At 57.8% G+C, this 14,955-nt stretch carries 17 protein-coding genes, 1 tRNA gene and 2 pseudogenes; 10 read left to right on the top strand and 10 right to left on the bottom strand.

Going from position 1 to position 14,955, the window contains the following annotated elements; all coding sequences use genetic code 11:
• The first annotated feature begins 214 nt into the window (after positions 1 to 214).
• The 4 genes from ACTGJ9_RS37615 to ACTGJ9_RS37600 all read left to right on the top strand — a co-directional run bounded on the left by ACTGJ9_RS37615 (position 215) and on the right by ACTGJ9_RS37600 (position 1,569).
• A complete protein-coding gene (locus ACTGJ9_RS37615; protein WP_456675131.1) occupies positions 215 to 532 on the top strand; it encodes a dodecin family protein in 318 nt (105 codons plus the stop codon).
• Between the two features lie 165 nt (positions 533 to 697).
• Positions 698 to 1,009, top strand: coding sequence for a hypothetical protein (locus ACTGJ9_RS37610; RefSeq protein ID WP_456675130.1), 312 nt, complete (start codon positions 698 to 700; stop codon positions 1,007 to 1,009).
• Positions 1,010 to 1,076: 67 nt separating this feature from the next.
• Positions 1,077 to 1,253 (top strand): hypothetical protein, encoded by a 177-nt coding sequence (locus ACTGJ9_RS37605; protein WP_456675129.1) that lies wholly within the window; start codon positions 1,077 to 1,079, stop codon positions 1,251 to 1,253.
• On the top strand, positions 1,171 to 1,569 hold the full coding sequence (locus ACTGJ9_RS37600) for a GcrA family cell cycle regulator (RefSeq protein WP_456675128.1): 399 nt from the start codon (positions 1,171 to 1,173) through the stop codon (positions 1,567 to 1,569). The genes ACTGJ9_RS37605 and ACTGJ9_RS37600 overlap by 83 nt, the downstream gene beginning before the upstream one ends.
• A gap of 244 nt (positions 1,570 to 1,813) precedes the next feature.
• On the opposite strand, the gene ACTGJ9_RS37595 is transcribed toward ACTGJ9_RS37600, so the two are convergent.
• The 4 genes and pseudogenes from ACTGJ9_RS37595 to ACTGJ9_RS37580 form a co-directional block, all read right to left on the bottom strand.
• Positions 1,814 to 2,074, bottom strand: coding sequence for a hypothetical protein (locus ACTGJ9_RS37595; protein WP_456675127.1), 261 nt, complete (start codon positions 2,072 to 2,074; stop codon positions 1,814 to 1,816).
• A 743-nt stretch (positions 2,075 to 2,817) separates the two neighbouring features.
• The gene (locus ACTGJ9_RS37590) at positions 2,818 to 3,216 is read right to left on the bottom strand and encodes a nuclear transport factor 2 family protein (protein ID WP_456675126.1); all 399 of its coding nucleotides are present in this window, start codon (positions 3,214 to 3,216) and stop codon (positions 2,818 to 2,820) included.
• 490 nt (positions 3,217 to 3,706) lie between these two features.
• A pseudogene (locus ACTGJ9_RS37585) lies at positions 3,707 to 4,063 on the bottom strand (PHB depolymerase family esterase); the annotation flags it as partial.
• A gap of 646 nt (positions 4,064 to 4,709) precedes the next feature.
• Positions 4,710 to 4,913 (bottom strand): hypothetical protein, encoded by a 204-nt coding sequence (locus ACTGJ9_RS37580; RefSeq protein ID WP_456675125.1) that lies wholly within the window; start codon positions 4,911 to 4,913, stop codon positions 4,710 to 4,712.
• A gap of 1,047 nt (positions 4,914 to 5,960) precedes the next feature.
• Between ACTGJ9_RS37580 and ACTGJ9_RS37575 the strand changes: the two genes are divergently transcribed.
• The 4 genes from ACTGJ9_RS37575 (at position 5,961) to ACTGJ9_RS37560 (ending at position 8,580) form a co-directional block, all read left to right on the top strand.
• Complete coding sequence (locus ACTGJ9_RS37575; RefSeq protein ID WP_456675124.1) at positions 5,961 to 6,260, top strand: hypothetical protein; 300 nt, start codon at positions 5,961 to 5,963, stop codon at positions 6,258 to 6,260.
• 432 nt (positions 6,261 to 6,692) lie between these two features.
• Positions 6,693 to 7,148, top strand: coding sequence for a hypothetical protein (locus ACTGJ9_RS37570; RefSeq protein ID WP_456675123.1), 456 nt, complete (start codon positions 6,693 to 6,695; stop codon positions 7,146 to 7,148).
• Between the two features lie 764 nt (positions 7,149 to 7,912).
• Positions 7,913 to 8,134: a hypothetical protein gene (locus tag ACTGJ9_RS37565; protein WP_456675122.1), complete on the top strand. Its 222-nt coding sequence runs from the start codon at positions 7,913 to 7,915 to the stop codon at positions 8,132 to 8,134.
• A 20-nt stretch (positions 8,135 to 8,154) separates the two neighbouring features.
• A complete protein-coding gene (locus tag ACTGJ9_RS37560; protein WP_456675121.1) occupies positions 8,155 to 8,580 on the top strand; it encodes a hypothetical protein in 426 nt (141 codons plus the stop codon).
• 131 nt (positions 8,581 to 8,711) lie between these two features.
• On the opposite strand, the gene ACTGJ9_RS37555 is transcribed toward ACTGJ9_RS37560, so the two are convergent.
• The 3 genes from ACTGJ9_RS37555 to ACTGJ9_RS37545 all read right to left on the bottom strand — a co-directional run bounded on the left by ACTGJ9_RS37555 (position 8,712) and on the right by ACTGJ9_RS37545 (position 9,859).
• The gene (locus ACTGJ9_RS37555; RefSeq protein WP_456675120.1) at positions 8,712 to 8,972 is read right to left on the bottom strand and encodes a hypothetical protein; all 261 of its coding nucleotides are present in this window, start codon (positions 8,970 to 8,972) and stop codon (positions 8,712 to 8,714) included.
• Positions 8,973 to 9,412: 440 nt separating this feature from the next.
• The gene (locus ACTGJ9_RS37550; RefSeq protein WP_456675119.1) at positions 9,413 to 9,634 is read right to left on the bottom strand and encodes a hypothetical protein; all 222 of its coding nucleotides are present in this window, start codon (positions 9,632 to 9,634) and stop codon (positions 9,413 to 9,415) included.
• A 51-nt stretch (positions 9,635 to 9,685) separates the two neighbouring features.
• A complete protein-coding gene (locus ACTGJ9_RS37545) occupies positions 9,686 to 9,859 on the bottom strand; it encodes a hypothetical protein (protein ID WP_456675118.1) in 174 nt (57 codons plus the stop codon).
• A gap of 191 nt (positions 9,860 to 10,050) precedes the next feature.
• On the opposite strand from ACTGJ9_RS37545, the gene ACTGJ9_RS37540 reads away from it, so the two are divergent.
• Entirely contained in the window at positions 10,051 to 10,377 is a 327-nt protein-coding gene (locus tag ACTGJ9_RS37540; RefSeq protein WP_456675117.1) for a hypothetical protein, read from the top strand.
• A 484-nt stretch (positions 10,378 to 10,861) separates the two neighbouring features.
• Here the strand turns inward: ACTGJ9_RS37540 and ACTGJ9_RS37535 are convergent, their stop codons facing one another.
• Complete coding sequence (locus ACTGJ9_RS37535; protein ID WP_456678752.1) at positions 10,862 to 11,035, bottom strand: DUF7662 domain-containing protein; 174 nt, start codon at positions 11,033 to 11,035, stop codon at positions 10,862 to 10,864.
• A 571-nt stretch (positions 11,036 to 11,606) separates the two neighbouring features.
• Here ACTGJ9_RS37535 and ACTGJ9_RS37530 point away from each other — a divergent pair.
• Positions 11,607 to 12,498: pseudogene (locus tag ACTGJ9_RS37530) on the top strand (dihydrodipicolinate synthase family protein).
• 357 nt (positions 12,499 to 12,855) lie between these two features.
• Here ACTGJ9_RS37530 and ACTGJ9_RS37525 read toward each other — a convergent pair.
• A complete protein-coding gene (locus tag ACTGJ9_RS37525; RefSeq protein WP_456675116.1) occupies positions 12,856 to 13,542 on the bottom strand; it encodes an HAD family hydrolase in 687 nt (228 codons plus the stop codon).
• A gap of 1,312 nt (positions 13,543 to 14,854) precedes the next feature.
• Positions 14,855 to 14,929 (bottom strand) — tRNA-Val (locus tag ACTGJ9_RS37520).
• Positions 14,930 to 14,955 lie beyond the last annotated feature (26 nt).

Raw genomic sequence — 14,955 nt, 5'->3', positions numbered from 1 at the left:
AAGGAACACGTTTGTGGGAAAGAGAACCTAGCACCCCGCGGCCGGTCTGTGGGACAATTGCGGAAACCCGGGAAAGCGTTCATCAACTCAGAATGTCCGTGTTGGGTCAAACAGGAAAGTGACAGCCAATCGGCCCTTTCCGTCTGCCGCTATGAGCGGACATGATGGTGCTAGTCCAGCAGGTTAGCTCGAGCCAAAAGCCGCCCTCCGCCAAATGCAGTTTTATCCCTTCCCGGCTCCGGGCGGCATCCCCGAGACGTATCGCGTCGAGATCCTGATGCTAGATTTCCTGGGTCATACCGGACAGGAGGACGACATGCCGGATAGCGTCTACAAGGTCATTGAACTGGTCGGTACCGGCAACGCCTCATGGGAGAAGGCGGCCGCGAATGCGGTCGAGCAAGCTGCAAAATCTCTTCGAGATCTTCGCATTGCAGAGGTCGTCAAGCTGGATATGCAGCTGGATGACAAGGGAAAAGTCGAGGCCTATCGCGCCAAGCTCAACGTATCGTTCAAGTTCGAGGGCTCCTGAGCCTCAGCTCCTCGCCCCCGCTTGCAGGGCGAGGAGGACTCATTGGAAAAGGCGCGTTGCGCGATCCGCCCAACCGGACACTGTGGCCCATCTCGGAAGTTGGCCCTAGTGCGATTGGGACCGATATGCTTTGATGCGTCGGGGCGTGTGGCGCGTGGTGGCCTCATGTACATGGTCATTCGCAAGTACACCGAGGTTCGTTCGGTAGCGGACGCCGCTCGCCGCGCCAAGAGCGGCGTCGGCCAGATCCTAAGGCAATCGCACGGATTCAGATCTTACTATGTGTTGGATGCGGGCGACGGTGTTCGTATCGCTGTGATGATATTTGACAACCGCGAAAGCGCGAATGCCGCGAACGCCAAGATACTGGCGTTTGTTCAAGCAAGTCTACTTGACCTCGATCTTGGGGTTCCCGAAATCACCACCGGCGAGGTTTTGGTGAACATAGAGCCGAATGAGTCCTCGGGCATAAAGTAGCCGAAACGCTGCCATTTGCGTGGCGGATGCTACCCCTTGCTCGTGGTTTTCGAGGATTAGCAGCAACATGAAGCAACATACCTCCGAAGCTTTTTCCACCACAGCGATCTACTCGACACCGCTCGTGCTGATGGGCACTGCGATGCCGCCAAGAGATCCCGATGAAGACGAGGAGGACGAAGACGACGAAGAGGAAGATGACACTGAAGAACCGCCGGTCGTGCGCGAGCCGGACGAAGACTAGGCTAGCGTGTTCGGCAGTCGGCGCTATAATATCTCCCATGGGCTGGAATGCGAAAGACATAGCGCTCCTCAATAGGCTCTGGTCCGCAGGACAGAGCGCGGCGCAGATAGCACGTCGTCTCGGGTGCAGTCGTAACGCGGTCTGCGGTATGCTGACCCGTCTGGACCTGAAGCGCGGCCACAAGCAGCCGACAGCAACGCCCAAGATAAGGCCGCCCCGAAAGCTGAGCCCGCTCGTCCCCGGCAGCCAGCGTCCGTCCAGTCGCACGGAAGGTGTCGCGGAACACAGCGGAGAGGCACCAGCCCAAGGAATTTAGCAAGCAGCAGCTCTACTCCATGCTGGCTGAGGCGGTCAGAAATACTGGCTAAGAACTCACCACGAACGTCGTTGCGCTCCCGTCAGTGCCTGGCCCAGTTCAACGGGTTCGGCTGTCGTATACCTTCCCAAGGCTTCCTCTGCTTCGGATCAGAAGCGGCGATCAACGCGAGTGCGACGCCGCATCCGGTCTACCGCCAACAGCCGACGTAAGAACGGCGGGAGCTTTGGTCGGCTGGTTTGATCTACTTGTTAGCCCTGCCGGACGGCCCACGGACGTTTTTTTTGACGCGTTCCTCGATATCCGCCATCGTTCTGGCGAACGCCTCGCGCAGCTGCTGCGCGTGAGCTGCACTCTCCGGTTCACTGAGATATGCAATCTTAATCAGCAGCCTGTTCAACAAATGTGTGATCTGTAAATTTTCCGAGTGCTGGGATCGCAGGGCCGTGATCTGCCGGCGCATCTCGGCGAGATCGAGCGTTTCGTGTTTCGAAGGCCTCTTCAAAATGAAACTCGCATGTGGCCAGCAAACGAAGCCGACGCGCCGAGTATGATGGCGCGAGGGCTTCGCCTGGGTAGCGGCCGGACGGGGCAATGTCCGGCGCGCAAAAGCTAACCCTCCAATGCGCCGCCGCAATCAAAGCCTCAAATTAAGATTGATGTCCGCGCTGCGGGTTAATTCTGGAACTGGTCAGGTTTAGCCTGCTCACGATGCTCCTGCGGGGTGAGGTTAATTCTCTTTCGCCGCGATGCTCGCAGGTTCATCCAAAGCGCACCAAGCCTGCAATGATGAAAAAGACTGTCAGAAAATTCAGCAAAAAGCGGGATCATGAAAACCGATCTCGATCCTCATGGGGGCCGATGCATGGCGCCTGTGGCCCGTTGAAAATCTAGCGTGTGTTGCAGCCTAGCAATATCAAACAGCACCTTCTGCCTTCATGATGGCCTTCATCCGGTCAGTAATTTGACAAGCAAGACCGGGTAGGCTCGGCACATTGTTTCGGCGGGGCTGTGTGCCGAGCCGCCGCCGTGCGTCATAAACACCGCGGGACGGCGATTCTCGATTGCGTTCTGAGGAGATACAACGTGGACGACCAATTTTATAGTTGCGCGCGTTGCTCCCGAACACGAAGCTCCTCGTCATCGACAACAATACCGGCGAACCGCTCTTTTCGGAGGCCCCACGATGATTGTGCCCCCTGCTGCTGTTGCTCGCCGAGTGCGGCTCGCCTTACTTGGTGCTCAACCTTAACAAAACGCTTTGGCGGCCGCAGCTGAATCCGTGTACTCGTGGAAGGCTACGATTTGACCGCCGCGGACGGTGAAGACGTGCGCGAAGTCGCTCTCGTAGGTGCGCCCATTGGCTTTGACCTGCCAGACGAAGTGACCGAGCACGACGACGTTGTCGCCCTGGGCGATGAATTCGCGTGGCTCGAATGAACGCGAATCCTGTACAGTGACGAGGGTCGAAAAGAACTCGCCGACCGCACCACGCCCCTGTCGCTTGCCGGCAAAGGGCACGTTCTCAATCTCTGGCAACTGCCACGTGACGTCCTCTGACATAGCTTGCAACAGCGTCGGGATGTCACCAGCTTTGAAGTTGGCGTAAGCCTGCTCAACGAGCTGTCGGTTCTCATGTTCGCTCATCTGCACCCTCCTAACGCATGTTGGGTGAAACCGCGGTCATTTCACAACTGATATGCGAGCCTGTCAACGCGCGGGCGGGAGCATTCTCGGATTCCGATTTGCAGAGATCCGCCGTAGCTTCCGAGCCGGGTCCTCGTATGCGGACGCGCCGAAATGAATTGCCATGGCTACAATCAAGTAATTTGGAATTCAAATGTGCGAACTACAACCCAGCCAGTGGAGTGAGGCCGAAGTGCTCCTTAGCAGTCATTGGTATTCCAGTTACAACGATAGAATTCGACGACGCGGTGCTTCAGTGATACGCAGTCACGAAAGCCCGCGGGATTCGACCTCTGAAAAGGTTATCCGAAGGCTTTGACGGTTTTCCGTTTGCAGCCTCTCATGGAGGGGGTGGTAAGTCGAGTTTGGCATTGGTGAGCGTCATCTAGCGTGGGATTCGTCATTTCACTTTTTGCCAGAGCGCGTGGCGAAAGTCGCTGGTATGATCATAGGCGATCAGCGAAGGCTGGCCGCCGTCCCGCTGGGGGTTGCCGGTGCCAAACCAGTTCCAGCATTTCGCCTGATTGGCTCCGCTCGATTGTTCGGGATACACGTCGAAACGATTCTGCTCTTCCGCCAAAAAGTTCAACGGGTGCCGGCGGCGAAATCGTTCGGAAACTAGGTGCAGCCGTGAAGCATGACGATAAAGACGCGGTCCTCGATCAGCGCGGCTCGGGATGAGCAGCCTGTAGGTCCGGCTTCCCGCCGCGTTGGTGAAGGTGGCAGCGACGAACCTTGTGCCGTCCGGTGCAATATCCGCCCTCGACGGTGGAGCGCGCCCGACCGGGCCTGGCAGGCTGAATCCTGACCGAGGCGCCTTAATGAGACATACCGAAGAACGCCCTATGCCGAGCTGGAAACGGCTGCCGCCAGATCGTCCAGCTCGCCGCCCGCATCGAGCCGGTACAGGGACGGCCGAATACAGATTGAGAAGATCAACTATCCCTTCCTCTGAACGCGCAAGGAAGCGGGCCGGAGTTCGGCGCCGGCATCCCATACGCGATCGAGCAAGGTGACTCGAACTGCACGAAAGCGCGGGACCCTGTGCGGCTGCTGGCTGCCGGTTCCGGAGGTGCGCCTCAGTCGTCCCAGAGCCGCTTGCCGCACGCGCATTCGAACATGTGAGTGATGCCTCCGCTCTCAGCGTCCACCACCGTTCGTACAAGCTTCATTTTCTTACCGCAGATACGGCAGGTTCTGCTTGAGTTGTCCTCGACAACGCAAATCTTCTCAGCGCGAAATATTTCCATGAGTCTCGCCCCATCCGAGGTGACCTAGTGGAGATTTACAAACCTACTGAAGTGGGGAAAATGGAAGAACTGGGTACGAAGTTGCGACCAATTCGCGACTGTACACGGGGCAAATCAAGACGCGCCAGCTCGCCTGACGACCTTTTCTTACCTCATCTGGGTACCTCATAGGCAACCCAGCAATGGCGGAACGATCGTTAATCCTCATAAGCGCTTGGGGCTGATGTAATCCCGATGCAAAACGGTTGGTCGTTCGGCACCATCGAACAGAACGGTGATGCCGGTCGTGCGCGCACTTATGGCGACAACGATGCCAACCTTGTTCGCCAGCTCAGGGCAACGAATTTTTCCGACTTCGCTGAGCTTGAAACGCGCGCCGACCACAATCCTCTCTATTCTCAAATCCATGATTGCGCCTCGCAAAGAGACAGATCGCAATGAAACGGGATGGTAACAAATTCCTTCAGAAAAACGCTAATTCTGCCGGCCCATTGTTTCAGGACTATTTCGTGCTTCGACATTTACGCTGCGTCGCGGACGGTTAAGTGCTCAAATCGGCAATTGGCGCCCGCCGCTTTTGGTTCCTAGCCCGCCCGGCTGCCCCCGAGGCTTGGGACTTGCGTCATGCGAGCAGCACTAAAGCCCGGCAAGCCTGATCGCCTTGCCGAGCGCGCCGGCCGACAGACGTCAGATCGCTCAGCGTGGTCTTTTCCGCCCGGGCGGCTTCGATCAATTGCTCGGCGACATACCGGCGGCTTTTGTGATCACCGCCATTGGGGCAATTCGGCGCAGACCTGATCCAAGACCACGTCCATGTTCGCTTGAAGTCGTTCCGGAAAGTCGCTCACGCCACTTCTCTCCTTCGAGGGAAAACGCGACTAGGTTAAGTCCGCCTTTGCGGTGGGTACAGCGCAGGCTCGCCACGAGGTTAAGAGCCGGCTTTGTCCCCAAATAAACTCACGGGTGCGACCGGAACTGGCAGCGATCGAATTGTCGCCAGGGGCCTTTTGCATCGCACTGCACGCGGGCAGCCGCCTACACGGCCGACGATGGCACCTCGAACCGCCCCCGTTCGCGGAACAGTTGCGGCAAAAATGTTATCCGCTTCCCCGCGCCGCCGGATAACTGTGCGTATGTGCTGTGGGAGGAGACTAGATGCCGGTCGGGAGGGACTCGGGTTTCGGCTGGAGGCAGAGAGGGAAATCACCAAGCGGGGCGAGCAGAGCGGGCTCCTTGGTGTTTTGCGACCTTTTCGCGTACTTCGGCTCACTCTCTCAGGCGATAACAAACTGCCCTGCGATGCTTTCTGACTGGGGCTGCGTCAGCGCGGCCATAATTCGGTTAGTTTTGCTGTCTCTTTTCTTGAGCACAGCAACCGACTTTTTGCTGGCTTTTCCCGAACCCCGGCTACAAACTTCGTGGCATTAAGAAATCAATTTTTTCGGGGGAATTGGCATGGCAACTGTTACTCGCGATGCGTTCCGCGGCTTGTTCGCTTTTTATGCCGCGAAGGCTCACCACGACAAAAAGCCAGATGGAGAACGTTCTCTGTTGAAGCTGTTCGGATCGAGCCAAGACATTCCGGACAATCTGCTTGAGCTTTGGTCGGATCGCACCGACGTTCTCGGGCCGGAAATTGTGGGTGAGATCCTCGCCCCACGCACCCGGCAGGTCACCAACGGCAGCGCACGCTATGATCACGCCAGCGACTTTCTCCATGCGCTCCTTAGAGAGATGGATCGTCAAAAGCACTGACAAGCCGCTGACTGAATGAATGCGCCTTATAGGGAGCCGACCTCTTTATCTCCGACGCAGATCAGATTCCTATGATTTGAGGCGCAGGGGTAGGCAGAAGCTAATTTTCAGTTTCGCTACCTGCACCAGACCGGTCCGGGCTGCGATTTTGCTAACAGCCCATGAGGTTTTTGGGTGAACAGGCCGAATGCTGGCTCTTCAGGTGCGACGATTGCCCTTGTCAGCCGGAAGGTCCTGATGCTCGGCAACCCCAGCCGGAAGCAGTCGCCCTGTGGCCGCAGATCGGGCGACCCGCAGGCTGGCCGTTGGACGCTACGCTCCGGGCGGTCAGGCGCTAAGCGGGACCGTCCGAACTCCAGAAGCCAGCGAATGAGCCGAGACGCATAGGCCGTCCGCCGAGATCGGGCTGAAGGACAAGGGGAAGAAAAGCTCGTGCCGGCGGAGTGGGCCTATTGCAGAAGCAAAACGCCGCCGCTTAAATCCTTCGCGGACGGCGGCGTTCCAGCCCCGGGTGGAATGGCTAAGATCCCGGTGTGGATTAGTCTGAATCGACTACGCGAAGGTTCAACCGCGCACCGACAAAAGGACGAGGGGCATGCGATGATGGCGGAGGAGCTTTCCCTCTCTGTCTTTACGATTGAGGTCGATCGAAAGCCGGTCGTTGCATTCGCCGCCAGGAAATATTCCGAAGCCGAGGCGATCTGTGCTGACGAAAGAATACGCGACAAACTCAGTTCGGCGCGATCGGGCGGCAAGCCTCTTTGCGACGAACTGGCAACCTTGCGCGTTCGATTAGCCAATCCAGACGAAAAGAACCGCTACCGAGAGCAGTCCTCCGCGCGATCTGCGGATGCTGGTCTGTCAGTATATTTGGTCGATCTAGATTGACAGCCGGCTTGATGGCCCGCCCGACGACGTGCGGCTCTTGGACCTGGGTCCGCGGTTCGTACGAATGTTGGCGCTACCGTTCCGATCAGGAAACGCACAGGGTAGCCGCCGGCAGGACTCATCCTGGTTTGGTGGTGTGAGAACACGTCGCGTAGTCACTGCGGCTGGCATCACCTCACGTTAGGCGTGTCCTTTCAAGGCTCCGGCAGACAACGATTTCTCCTCCGCCGGCTTTTCCAATTCGCCGGAGCGCTTGTACGTCCTCTTTTTGTCAAGGTCCGCCCGGCAGTCCCGTGGACACGGCTGCGCAATCACGACGGTTAGGCGCCTCGCCCCATTTAAGGGGCGCCGGATTAGCCAGGGCTGAAGATCAAATAGAGCAGGATCGCGGCGACGACGACTTTCCTGTCGGTTGGTACGCGACGTCTTGAAACACGGCCCAGATCCGGGCCTAGCGCCTGGCGCGGGTCGCGTCGCGCTGGATTGTCCGTTGGGGTTTTCCTGTCTTAGCGGCGGTATCGGAAGTAAAAGACGCCACGCTCGCCCGGTCGCACCGTGCTTCGTCATCCGGATGCACGGCTTTACATGCCGCCTTCCGCTTCGCGCGTGCGCTGCGCTGGGGGCAGGTCGCGGCGGATCAGGTATTCCTCGATGCCGGTCAGGGCGCCTAGTGGGAAACACAGCAAATTTTCCCGGACTAGGAACACCAGCCGGCGCCGCGAGGTTGTTCCACGCTAGGGCCAGGACTTACGGAGTTCTCCTCCATGGCTACCCAGATCGTGATCGACTACACAGGCGACAGCAGACATTTTTTTGACCCGACCGACCCCGAGGGGCTGGCCAAGGCTGAGCGTCGCTTTAAGAAGTTGACAGACCAAGGATTTACCGCTGCTATTCGGACGCCGGCCGGCGATCTCAAGGCGGTACGGACATTTGATCTGACTGCGGACGAGACGCTGTTCTACCCGCGCCTCGTCGGCGGCTAGCCACCCTCGCGGCACAGCAAATGTTTTTGTTCAAACGCAGCGGCGTCGGCAGTGGTGCGCGTTTGCGCGCGCTGCGTTCGCTGTATTGGAGCTTCATCGAGCAAAATGGGCCGGAAGCGCGTGCGCGGCGTCTTTTGCGCGATTGGCTTTCTCCAGATCAGCGTGCGCAGTTTGATGCCGAGGGTTGTTTCGAAGTCACGGGCTCTCACACCGGTCGACGATATCGAATTCATCAGGGCGCCATGAGCAATGTTTTGGAGCTTGATGAAGAAAGACAGCCTAAGATCGGGTGGTGTTTCGTTCCCGAACGGGCTCTGGCAGCTGGCGACGTGATGCTCGCCCAGAAGATCGCGCTCGAAACCGACGAAGCCGCAGTGCTCGCGCTTGCCCACCGGTTTTCTCCGAGACTGCCCTCCTTGCCCCGAGTAGTGCGGCGTGCTTACTAGGCCGCTCACGGGCGGGGCCGCCGCTTGTGACGGCGGCGGCCCCTTGCCGCGAAGGCGGCGGTTACGCGAGACATAGCCACCTCCGCGACGACGGGTAGCATCAACGCCGCGCTCGCTTTACGCAATCGGATCTACTTGATAGCCTTACTCGATGGCGTATGGTCGCCTTTTGTGATGATCTTCTCGACATCTGCCATCGTTTCAGTGAACGCGTCCCACAGCCGGTTCGCCTGAGCCGCGCTCTCTGCCTCGGTGGGATATGCAGTCTTGATCAGCAACCGGTTCAACAGATATGTGACGCGGGCGTTGTCAGAGTGCAGGGTTCGCAGAGCGATAATCTGTCGACGCATCTCGACGAGGTCGAGCGTTTCGTGTTTTGACGGCCTCTTCAAAATCACACTCGCGCGCGTGGCCGAGCAAACGAAGCCGCCACGCCGAATATGATGGCGTGACGGCTTCGCTTGGGCGGACCCGGACGGGGGCAATGTCCGGTGCACAAGGCTAACCCTCCGATGCGCCGCTGCAATCAAATCTTCAAGTTAAGCTTGATCTCCTCGCAGGAAGTTAATTCGGGAACCGGGAAGCCGCACCCGAATGTACTTGCCAGTGAATGCCCAAGAAGGAGCGTCTAGGCCTGCGTCGGAATTCCTGACTAAGCAACAGCTGCGAAACTTCGAGATGCATCGTGAGCTGTGACTGTGCGAGCCTCGCCAAATGCTTCGGGTTCTTGACCGCTACGGGTTCCGTTCACGACCCGCGAGATAGCGCCGATCGCGATCCTCTTGGAGACCGCCCGTCGAGGCTGTGCCGCAGGCGACGACGGCCGACCGTCCTACTGTTGAGGATTGCCGATGTCGAACGCGCCTAGACGGTAATCTTCGCCCAACGATTGGCCAGTTGTCGGCCGGGCGATCAAGGTGAATGTCGCGTCGGGGTAGCGCGTCCACACCTCAATGTCCTCTGAAGTAACGGTTAGATATCCGAAGAAGCACTTGTATCGACCCGGCTCCGTTACCCGGCCGATTTTGTCCCAATTGATCTTGTTAACGCGCATCGCTAGCTCCACTCGTTCTCAGGCAGCGAACCAGGCGGAGGTTTAAGTTCTTCAAGGCCGGCTTCGATCACCGCCAATTCCTCTTGGGATTGCTTTGGCCGCGTTTTCTGGGTTGATGCCCGACACGGCTTCCAGCTGGGCGAGCACCTTGCGCCGATGCGCCAGCAAGTCGGCTAGAGCGCGTCGGTCCCGCACCTTCACGTAGCCAGCGACGATCAATTCCATGGCCTTTGACACGCTCGTCGTTTCCCACCGGTTTGCGGGTTATCGGGGTCGGCTAAGTTCTGTCAGACCGGCCTCGGTCATACGATATTCGACACCTTCGTCCGTCGAGCGTCGCTCCATCCATCCGTTTCGTAAAAGAGCGAGCGTTGTTCCGGGGTGGTCGGGAAGCTCCGAAGAAGATACCCAACGCGGTGACGAAGAGGATCGAGCAATTGCCGGTGATACTGATTAAAAATCGGCCTGCGCTTTTCCTGCCGACGGATGTCTTGAAGTATCGTTTCAAGCGGGCGTTCGGTTTCTATGGCCGTTTGTTGCCATCGCACCGTTTACGATCGGTTACGGATCGGGAACTGCCGGCAATCTTTTCTAAATGGTTCATGGAAGGCTATGCTCTCTACCGGCGTGGATGGTGCGCGATAATCGATCGTCTGAGTCCAGCTGCTTGCCGGCACCGCCGCGGTTCGAACGGCCCGCCCGAATTCCTGAAACCGCCGCGGCCTGCGCCGCCGCGCGCCTGAGCCGCAGGGCTCAGCGAACGGCTACGCCGCGACCGCCAAGTGGTTTTTTCGCTCTCTTGCAGCGCTTTCAAAATAGCGGGGCGAGCGAGTAGGATGAGCGTGAAGTTCTTTTCTCAGGTGCCAGAGTGATCGAGCGAAGGGCGATGGATCTCTAAAGTCGCAAGATCACATCCGCGGCAGGTAGGCGAGCAAGATCGCATCCTCCGTTCGCCGGCGCTGAAGCAGCCCTCCACCCGAACATCGAAGGTTCAATTGCATCCGTTTCAAAAGGCGCCAAGCTGTAAGCGATTGCATTGAGGTCGACCGATGACGAATAGCGTGTCGCGGTCTCTGCCGCGATCGAGCAATGGAAAACGGCGCGGCAGTTTCCTTACCTCTCGCCGAACGATTGCCAGACGTTAAACAGACTGATCATCACCGGGCTTCAATCCGTGTTGTTCCAGCGTGCGAAGACCTTCGGCAAGCGCTAGGCAAAACAGATCGATCAAGCTCGGCGGAATTCGACGGCGCGGTTCTTGATGGAAGCATGCGCACGAAATCCCGCGTTCGTCCACGCTCTTGCTTGGGTGTGCCCGGCCTTCATGGAGCTTTCGTTGCTCCACCACGCCGTGAATTTGTGTGCCGATGCCGGAAGCTTTCTCCTAAGTATCTCTTCCATTTCGGAGAAGGTCAGTCGAACGATTTGTCCACACTCGCTCAACAGCCGTTGATGCAATGGTTCGTAGATCGATTTTCGGAAGCTCATGGTCTCACCGCAGGCAAGGCAGAGATGGACGTGTGTCCTAGAGCAAGTCTGTGCCGAGCTTCCGCACGGTGGCGATCATAAGTGCCGGAAGTACATCGCCGAGCAATTGATCCAACCGGCTGAGGCAGGACAAAATACCTTAACAGACAATCGGGCTGAGCGAGGGCGCCGCAGCGCTGGCTGCTGGCGTCCCCTCCACCCATGGTCCCGTCCTTCAAGGATCGCTCCATCGCTCGCCGGCCGGACCTACCGTAGCCTATAGGCCGTCACGTTCGGAACCTCTGGGGCAGGTCTGCAGGGGGTGAATGCCCTGGCGGGCAATGCACGTGTGACAGTTTCAACAGTGATGCCGGTCCGAGGGCCGCATTTACCAACGGTCCTCCCCATCGAATAGCGCCACAATCTCGGGCTAGTTTGAGCCCGGGACGGAACGTTTGAGTCGCTCGGACTGATTCGAGCGACCTCAAATCCAGAGGATAAGTCGATGATTGATCTCAAGGGACTTTCCGCTTTTCCCATCACGCCATCGGATCGCAGCGGTCGGGTCGACGTTGGCGCATTAAGGGCTTTGGTGTCGCCTTTGCTTGCCGCCGGCGTTGACTCCGTCGGTCTCCTTGGCAGCACCGGCTCGTACCCTTATTTCACGCGTGAAGAGCGGCGCCGCGCTGTTGAAACGGTAGTTGACCAAGCTGCGGGGCGCACACCGATCTTGGTCGGTGTTGGGCGTTGCGCACGGACGACGCCGTGACACTCGCCCGGGATGCTAGAGCCGCCGGCGCGGCCGCGGGACTTTTGGCTCCAGTCTCCTACACTCCGCTGACTGACGACGAAGTTTTCGAGCATTTCGTCACGGTGGTTCGGGAGAGCGGGCTTTCGATTTGCATCTACGATAATCCCGGCACGACGCACTTCAGCTTTACGCCCAATTTGATAGGTCGGTTGAGCCGAGTGGAAGAATCGTCGCGCTGAAGAGCCCCGCTCCGGACGCTTCCGCCGTCGCTTGTCATCTGAAGGCTCTGCAGGAGGTCGTCCCGAGCGGATTTTCGCTGGGCTACAGCGGAGATTGGAATTGCCTGGACGCGCTGCTGGCGGGCGGGGAGACCTGGTACAGCGTTTTAGGAGGAATTTTTCCGAACACCTGTCTGGCGCTCGTTCGTTCGGTGCAAAGCGGTGACACCGCAGAGGCGCGACGGTTGAACGACAGCCTGCAGCCCATTTGGCATCTCTTTAAGGCGTTCTCAAGCCTGCGCGTGATTTACGCGATTGCCAAGCTCAAGGGGCTCTGCGCGGCAGAACCTCCGCGTCCGATCCTGCCGTTGTCGGCCGACGCCGAAAAGAGGATTTTCGAGACGCTGGCAAGCCTGGAACTCGTCTAGCGGCATGTTGAAAAGCAAGTTGCCTGAGCCGCGCGGAGTGGCCTGTCGCGGCTGCGTTCAAGCGTCATCCGGCGACATCGCGCTTCCCTTTTCCAGCGTTCAACCTCGCGGCTGGAGGGCAAGGATAACAGAACGGCACTTACATGCCGCACCAACTCAGCGATTGAAGGATGATCATGGGCGCCCGCACCAGTCAAGCGATCGGCGCCGAAGCGATTTTGTTGGCTTTGATATGCAACTCGAGTTGCTGACGCAACATGCTGATGCCCATACCGGTTCCCATGTCTCCAAGCTCGATAAGGCCTATTCTCTGCCTCGCCGTCTTAGGAGCGACATTGTGTGATCATTCCTAGCCAATCATGATTTATGAGTTCCGAAAAAACCATGGCTTCGTAGGAGTGGCAGCAGTTCATGATGGTTGTTAATTGTGTAATCGGGATGCGCCGCCCGCAAGCGCAACTCAGAAACAAATCCTCCGGTAATAGATATACTTATGAGTCCGAGATTCCGTGCAATATCCGTTTCGACCGGCATATCGCCGATAATGAAGGTTGACGCCGGCTCCAAGTTGTTCTTCTGCATGTATAGACGAAGCCGCTCTCCTTTGCTCATCGATTTGTATTGCGTGTCGCGGCTTTCAAAGGCGAGCACATCGTCGATGTAGTCACTGATTCCAAGTCTTCTCAATTGGGAGCGCAGAGGGTCGACTATATGGTTGCTCACGATAATGGACGAAGCCGCTTCTCGACGCGCCAACTCCAAGACTCTGCGCGCTCCCTCGCGCAGATCGGCTTTGTCCGCAAGAGTCTCATATGCGTCGTGAAAGATTGCACTCCCATCGCGATCCATCGTCGCTAGCTCGTCTTGCGACAGTCCCAGACTGCGGTAAAGAAGAGATAGCGGAATGTCGCAGTGTTCCCGAAAGGTCTTCATGTCGATCGCTGCACGACCAAAGCGGTCTAGTATGGCATTGGTCGTTTCGAGCACTGCGTACGCATCGTCGAGCAGCGTTCCATTCCAATCGAAGACGAGAACGGGTTTCATGATCTGACCTCAAGCATGGATTGATTCCGAATAGGAAAGATCTGCCACTAATTCGCGCAAGTTCCTATTCGCACGCTTCTGCCCCGCAGGGGTTGGCATCTCGAATGTAAGCGGTGACCGATCGACGCCGTCTTGGCTGCCGGGCAAAACGACACTACGGAATGTGGGCAGTTGCAACATGGGGCCTAAACTTCGGATCGTGCTCATCCTACTCAATGCGCACGGAATCGCATGATGGCTGAAGCTCTCGCATATTGAATACCTTCCTTGTTCATGAAAGCTGCAACGCCCGCTGCCAACGAAGTGCAAGTTTCGGAAGCATGTGCTTCAGCCGATCATAAACCGTCGCCTGCGAATTGCTTGAAGAGCATAGAAACGCAGCAGCAACACCGGACATGCTATGAGCCCCTCTTGTTCGAAGAACCGATGTCACCGGTCCATCCCAGGCGAACGTATTTAACCGCCAGGACGGGAAGACGTGGTCCCGCCTCTCATTAAGCAAGCGCCATACCAGTCCTTAGATGAACCGGCTCGCGCCGTCAGAACGACGGAATCAAAAAAATCAGCCATTTGGTTTGCTAGATGATCTGGCGTCGTCCGATTCCCGACTCGTTGTCTGAAGCGCGACGCGTTAGTACGACAAGAGTCAAGCTCTGACTGTGGTCATCGTGCCACGGACACATTCGCGCTCAAGCTTACGTGAGACGCAGTCCCCTCAAGTGGGCGAGCATGACGATTTCGAGCCGCTCAATCTATTTCGGTCCATACTGCGATGGAGGCGGGCTTGATACGCGAAATCGTCGAAGCAGGTAGCGCGCGAGCCCTCGAGATCGTAGATGTGATCGCGCATAGCCTGCTTGGTGACGGCCGCACCAAGCTTTGCTGTATAGGCCCACTGGGGCCTCCGTCCCGATCCGATCCGAGATAGGTGATGTTAGTCGTGACGCCGCGGGAATGGGCGGGAAAGCCATTCGGTTGAAGCCGCGCGTGCCAACTCGGTATCGATGTGGCCGATCCTGTCTTGTCAATGTCTAACGCGAACCAATTGCCCGGAAGCCCGGAGCGCCGGCAGCCTCTCGAAGCGATCGGGCGTGGTTACGATGCGAATGATCGCGAAGGGCTTCGTCCCACCTTCGTTGAACGCGACCTCAATCGCTCCATCGACACCATCGGCGTAATCCGCGTCGAAGCAGTCAAATTCGAACGATCGGAACTGACCGCGCCCAAACGATGTGCCCCAGTTGTGCCCCAACTTTTCTGGGGCACACAGTAAAGGAATTGGCATTCTAAGTCATTGAATCTTAAGGGAGAATGGTGGGCGCACAAGGGATCGAACCTTGGACCTCTCCCGTGTGAAGGGAACGCTCTCCCGCTGAGCTATGCGCCCGGGACCATCATGCATACGGCCGGACC

Origin of the sequence: Bradyrhizobium sp. RDM12 (assembly GCF_051917485.1) — a bacterium.
Lineage (GTDB): Bacteria > Pseudomonadota > Alphaproteobacteria > Rhizobiales > Xanthobacteraceae > Bradyrhizobium.
The sequence above is the reverse complement of the archived record's forward strand: the minus strand, read 5'-3'. Positions and strand labels throughout refer to the sequence as shown.

Bases quoted from the DNA above. Each gene is read 5' to 3' on its own strand.
- ACTGJ9_RS37615 (WP_456675131.1), top strand. From the start codon at position 215: ATGCAGTTTTATCCCTTCCCGGCTCCGGGCGGCATCCCCGAGACGTAT.
- ACTGJ9_RS37610 (WP_456675130.1), top strand. From the start codon at position 698: ATGTACATGGTCATTCGCAAGTACACCGAGGTTCGTTCGGTAGCGGAC.
- ACTGJ9_RS37605 (WP_456675129.1), top strand. From the start codon at position 1,077: ATGAAGCAACATACCTCCGAAGCTTTTTCCACCACAGCGATCTACTCG.
- ACTGJ9_RS37600 (WP_456675128.1), top strand. From the start codon at position 1,171: ATGAAGACGAGGAGGACGAAGACGACGAAGAGGAAGATGACACTGAAG.
- ACTGJ9_RS37590 (WP_456675126.1), bottom strand. From the start codon at position 3,216: ATGAGCGAACATGAGAACCGACAGCTCGTTGAGCAGGCTTACGCCAAC.
- ACTGJ9_RS37580 (WP_456675125.1), bottom strand. From the start codon at position 4,913: ATGGATTTGAGAATAGAGAGGATTGTGGTCGGCGCGCGTTTCAAGCTC.
- ACTGJ9_RS37575 (WP_456675124.1), top strand. From the start codon at position 5,961: ATGGCAACTGTTACTCGCGATGCGTTCCGCGGCTTGTTCGCTTTTTAT.
- ACTGJ9_RS37565 (WP_456675122.1), top strand. From the start codon at position 7,913: ATGGCTACCCAGATCGTGATCGACTACACAGGCGACAGCAGACATTTT.
- ACTGJ9_RS37560 (WP_456675121.1), top strand. From the start codon at position 8,155: ATGTTTTTGTTCAAACGCAGCGGCGTCGGCAGTGGTGCGCGTTTGCGC.
- ACTGJ9_RS37550 (WP_456675119.1), bottom strand. From the start codon at position 9,634: ATGCGCGTTAACAAGATCAATTGGGACAAAATCGGCCGGGTAACGGAG.
- ACTGJ9_RS37545 (WP_456675118.1), bottom strand. From the start codon at position 9,859: ATGGAATTGATCGTCGCTGGCTACGTGAAGGTGCGGGACCGACGCGCT.
- ACTGJ9_RS37535 (WP_456678752.1), bottom strand. From the start codon at position 11,035: ATGGAAGAGATACTTAGGAGAAAGCTTCCGGCATCGGCACACAAATTC.
- ACTGJ9_RS37525 (WP_456675116.1), bottom strand. From the start codon at position 13,542: ATGAAACCCGTTCTCGTCTTCGATTGGAATGGAACGCTGCTCGACGAT.